Annotated in this window: 2 protein-coding genes; one reads left to right on the top strand and one right to left on the bottom strand. The window is 62.2% G+C overall.

Translation table 11 applies throughout. The features are described from left to right. Positions 1-1,119, top strand: a 1,119-nt coding sequence (wbaP, locus tag EOL86_13100; GenBank protein NCD26511.1) for an undecaprenyl-phosphate galactose phosphotransferase WbaP, incomplete at its 5' end; no start/stop codon positions are given. A gap of 168 nt (positions 1,120-1,287) precedes the next feature. Here the strand turns inward: wbaP and EOL86_13095 are convergent. Next, complete coding sequence (locus EOL86_13095; GenBank protein ID NCD26510.1) at positions 1,288-3,045, bottom strand: ATP-binding cassette domain-containing protein; 1,758 nt, start codon at positions 3,043-3,045, stop codon at positions 1,288-1,290. Positions 3,046-3,308: the final 263 nt, after the last annotated feature.

Genomic DNA, 3,308 nt, shown 5'->3' with positions numbered 1-3,308 from the left:
GTCAAACAAGGCGCCCTGTATTCCCGGGGGATTTTTTTCATGGCCTGGCTCGGGGCGCTTGTCGTCCTGCCGCTGTTTCGGTCCCTGTCGCGGCGGATGGCGTATCGATGTGACGCCTGGGGGTATCCCGCGGTAATCCTGGGCGCGGGCAACACTGGCGGCGCCCTGGTCGCGGTTTTGACCCGCAATCGACGCCTGGGGCTCAGGCCCGTGGCTTTTTTGGACGACGACCTGGACAAGCAGGGCCAAGCCGTGGGCGGGATCCCCGTGCGTGGCCCCTTGACCGACGCGTCCGCCCTGGCCGCATGTTATCCGGACGCCGTGGCCATCGTGGCCATGCCGGGCATCCCTCCGGCCCGGTTGGTGGAGGTCCTGGAAGGACCGGCCGCGGCTTTTCGGCGGTTGATCATCATTCCGGATTTGTTCGGCGCGTCCTCGCTGTGGGTTTCCGCCTTTGACCTGAACGGGATTCTCGGCCTCGAGGTGCGACAGAAATTGTTGGATCCGGGCCGTCGGCTGATCAAGCGCGCCATGGAACTGATCATGATATTTGTCTTTTTGCCGCTTTTGCTGCCCCTGCTGGGAAGTATCGCCCTGCTCGTCAAGCTCGACTCTCCTGGGCCGGCGCTGTTTCGGCACCAACGCATCGGCCTTGGCGGGCGGGATATTTCGATTCTCAAGTTCAGGACCATGGTCCGTGACGCGGACGTCGTGCTGCGGGATTGCCTGACCCGGAATCCGTCATTGCGGGAAGAATGGGCCGCCAACCACAAGCTGGCCAACGATCCTCGCATCACGCGGCTTGGCCGGTTTTTACGCAAGACCAGCCTGGACGAGCTGCCCCAGCTCTGGAACGTCGTCCAGGGCGATTTGAGCTTGGTCGGCCCCAGGCCCATTGTCTGGGACGAGGTGGACAAATACCAGGGCGGGTTTGATCTGTACAAGAAGGTCAAGCCCGGATTGACCGGGCTGTGGCAGATTTCCGGACGCAGCGACACGTCCTATGCCGAACGGGTTCGTCTCGATGCCTACTATGTCCGCAATTGGTCGGTCTGGTTCGACATCTACATCCTGATCAAAACTCCGCTGGAAGTACTGCGCGGCCGAGGCGCGTGCTGACGGCGGGCCGCCGGAGCCGGTCGCCAGGCGCCAGGGTCCTTGCCCGTCGATTCGGTCCGTCACGGTCTTGCCTGTGTCCGGGCCCGAAAAAAACACCGCCCCCCTTCGCGTGGGAGGCGGTGTTTTTTTGGTAGTGTCGATCCGCCCTGGCCGGCGGGCCGGGGTTCGTCAGGTGGTTGGGCCGGCCTCGAATTGGAGCCGGTACAGATTCTGGTAGACATGACAGCGGGCCAGCAGTTCCTGGTGGGGGGCGGTGTCCACGACGCGGCCGCCCTCCATGACCACGATGCTGTCCGCCGACAGGATGGTGGACAGGCGATGGGCGATGATCAGGCTGGTGCGGCCACGCATGAGATTGTCCAGGGCCTGTTGCACGATGCGTTCGGACTGGGTGTCCAGGGCCGAGGTGGCTTCGTCGAGGATGAGCAGGGATGGATTTTTGAGGATGGCCCGGGCAATGGTCAGACGCTGCTTTTGTCCGCCGGAAAGCTTGACCCCCTTTTCGCCGACCACGGTGTCGTATCCCTGGGGCAGATCCAGGATGAACTCATGGGCGTAGGCCGCGCGCGCCGCGTCTTCCACGGCCTGGGGCGCGATGCCGGGCTGGCCGTAGGCGATGTTTTCGCGCACCGAAAGGTTGAACAGGAACGGATCCTGGGAAACGATGCCGATGTTGGTGCGCAGACTGGGCAGGGTGTATTCCCGAACGTCCAGGCCGTTGAGCAGAATGCGCCCCTGTCGGCAGTCATGAAAGCGGGGGATGAGATGGGCCAGGGTGGTCTTGCCCGCGCCGCTCTGGCCGACAAAGGCCACGCGCTGTCCGGCCCGGATGTGCAGGGTGACGTCCTTGAGGGCCGGGTCGGTGGTGCCCGGATAGCTGAAGGTCACGGCCTCGAAGTCCAGGGTGGAAAAGGGCGGCTGGTAGGCGCGGTTGCCTCCGGATTCCTCGATCAGTTCCGGAGAATCGAGGATTTCAAAGACCCGCTCCGCTCCGGCCAGGGCCTGCTGGATGGTGTTGTTGGCCTGGCTGATGGATTTGAAGGGATCGTAGAGCATGACCAGGGCGGTCATGAAGGAAAAGAACTCGCCGGGCGTGCGGTTGCCGGCGATGACCTCGCTGCCCCCGTACCAGATGACTAGTCCCGCGCCCACGGCTCCGATCAATTCCATGATGGGCGAGGACAGTTGGTTGTAGACCTTGCCCTTGATGCCGATTCTGACCAGCTTGTTGCTGGTCTGGGCGAATTTGTCCTTTTCCAGTTCCTCGGCGGCAAAGGCCTTGACCACGCGCAGTCCGTTGAAGGTTTCCTGCAGATGGGAGGAAATATCGGCGATTTTGGACTGGTAGTTGCGTCCCACCTTGCGCAGTTTGCGGCCGAAGTAGACCACCGGATACACGGCCAGGGGAAAGACCAGACAGGCCCAGAAGGCCAGCGCGGCGTCTCGGTAGATGACCAGGGCCACCAGACCGATCATGGTCAGGCTGTGCTGGATGATGCGCAGCAGTTCCGGCAGGCTGGAACTGATCAGGTTCACGTCGCTGATGATGCGCGACATGAGCATGCCCACCCGGGTTTCTCCGAAAAAGTCCAGGGGCAGGCAGATGATCTTGGCGTAAAGTTCGTAGCGCAGGCGCTCCAGCACTTTGAGTCCGCAGTAGGACATGAGGTATTTCTGGATGAAGAGCCCCACGCCCTTGCCCAGGAACACCGCGACCAGGAGCAGGGGTACGAAGATCAGGGCGTCGCGGTCTTTGTTGATGAAAATTTCGTCCAGGGCCGGTTGCACCAGGTAGGCGGCACCGGCCGTGCACAGGGCGACCACGCCCAGGGCCGTGAATGCGGCGACGATAAGCAGTTTGTAGGGGGCGAAATAGCCCAGACTGCGGCGCAGCAGCAGCACGGAGGGATTTGTTGACAGCTTCATGGTGTATGGGGCGGTCTCAGGCTGACGCCCAGTTCCTTTTCGAGTTTGCGGAAACAGCGGTTGATTTTGGCGCGGACAAAAAACGGCCAGCGAAGCCAGAACTGTCCGCGAAAGCGTTCCCGGCCGGTTTGGAAATCGATGAACACGGGGTGGTCTGGATTTTTGACCAGAATGTTGCGGCGCACGATGCCGAAGTGGTCAATGGCGTGGTTCAGGAAGACTTCACGCCGGATGCGGTCCAACGTGCGCCAGAACACGGGGCT

This window comes from Deltaproteobacteria bacterium, assembly GCA_009930495.1.
Classification (GTDB): Bacteria; Desulfobacterota; Desulfovibrionia; order Desulfovibrionales; family Desulfomicrobiaceae; genus Desulfomicrobium.
Note: the sequence above shows the minus strand (reverse complement) of the source record. Positions and strands in the feature narration are given on the sequence as shown.